The organism is Paraburkholderia sp. SIMBA_054, from assembly GCF_046534875.1.
GTDB classification, from domain to species: Bacteria; Pseudomonadota; Gammaproteobacteria; order Burkholderiales; family Burkholderiaceae; genus Paraburkholderia; species Paraburkholderia hospita.
Genome location: NZ_JAWRXV010001102.1, coordinates 1 through 259, shown reverse-complemented (window position 1 = coordinate 259; position 259 = coordinate 1). Strand labels below are relative to the sequence as shown.

Below are 259 nucleotides of genomic sequence, written 5' to 3'. Positions count from 1 at the left end.
ACATGACCATGGCCGTTGGCGCGACACGATTGACCCAGCAGGCATCGTGGCCTGCGCCGGAAACGATGTTGCGATGGCTATAGCCAAGCCGCTCTGCCGCATTGCGGATCGCCACCACGCAACCATCATCAAAGGTCACCGGGTCGAAATGTCCGGCCACCTCAATCTCGATGCCGATGTCCAGTTCTGCGGCAATCTTCGGCGCTTCCTTTTCAAACCGCGTTTTCATGTCATCCAGCACATCCTGGTTGGGCGAACG

1 protein-coding gene is annotated in these 259 nt (G+C 58.3%); it reads right to left on the bottom strand.

Features of this window, described 5'->3' with window-relative positions; genetic code table 11:
- Window positions 1-259, bottom strand: a 259-nt coding sequence (locus SB822_RS58575) for a M20/M25/M40 family metallo-hydrolase (protein WP_410859306.1), incomplete at both ends; no start/stop codon positions are given.